The 318-nt window shown below is 49.1% G+C and carries 1 protein-coding gene; it reads right to left on the bottom strand.

From position 1 onward, the window contains the following. The coding region (locus SU32_RS17030) for an NAD-dependent epimerase/dehydratase family protein (protein ID WP_144421200.1) at positions 1–318 on the bottom strand (318 nt) is incomplete at both ends.

The following is a 318-nucleotide window of genomic DNA, read 5'->3' as shown; positions in this document are numbered from 1 at the left end:
CGACAACATGAATATAATCGCGCACACCTGTGCCATCAGGTGTGTCGTAATCATTGCCAAAGACAGACAGTTTTTCACGCCGCCCGACAGCCGTCTGGCTGATGAAGGGCATTAAATTGTTCGGGGTATCGGATGGGTCTTCACCAATCAGTCCTGAAAGATGCGCGCCTACCGGATTAAAGTACCGTAGAATACAAATAGACCATTCAGGGTCTGAAGCATAAAGCGCGCGAAGCATTTCTTCGACCATGAGTTTTGTCTGACCATAAACACTGGCAGTCGACAAGGGGTGATCTTCCGGGATCGGTAATTGCTGAG

It is taken from the genome of Ahrensia marina (assembly GCF_001293565.1).
GTDB lineage: Bacteria > Pseudomonadota > Alphaproteobacteria > Rhizobiales > Rhizobiaceae > Ahrensia > Ahrensia marina.
The sequence above is the reverse complement of the archived record's forward strand: the minus strand, read 5'-3'. Positions and strand labels throughout refer to the sequence as shown.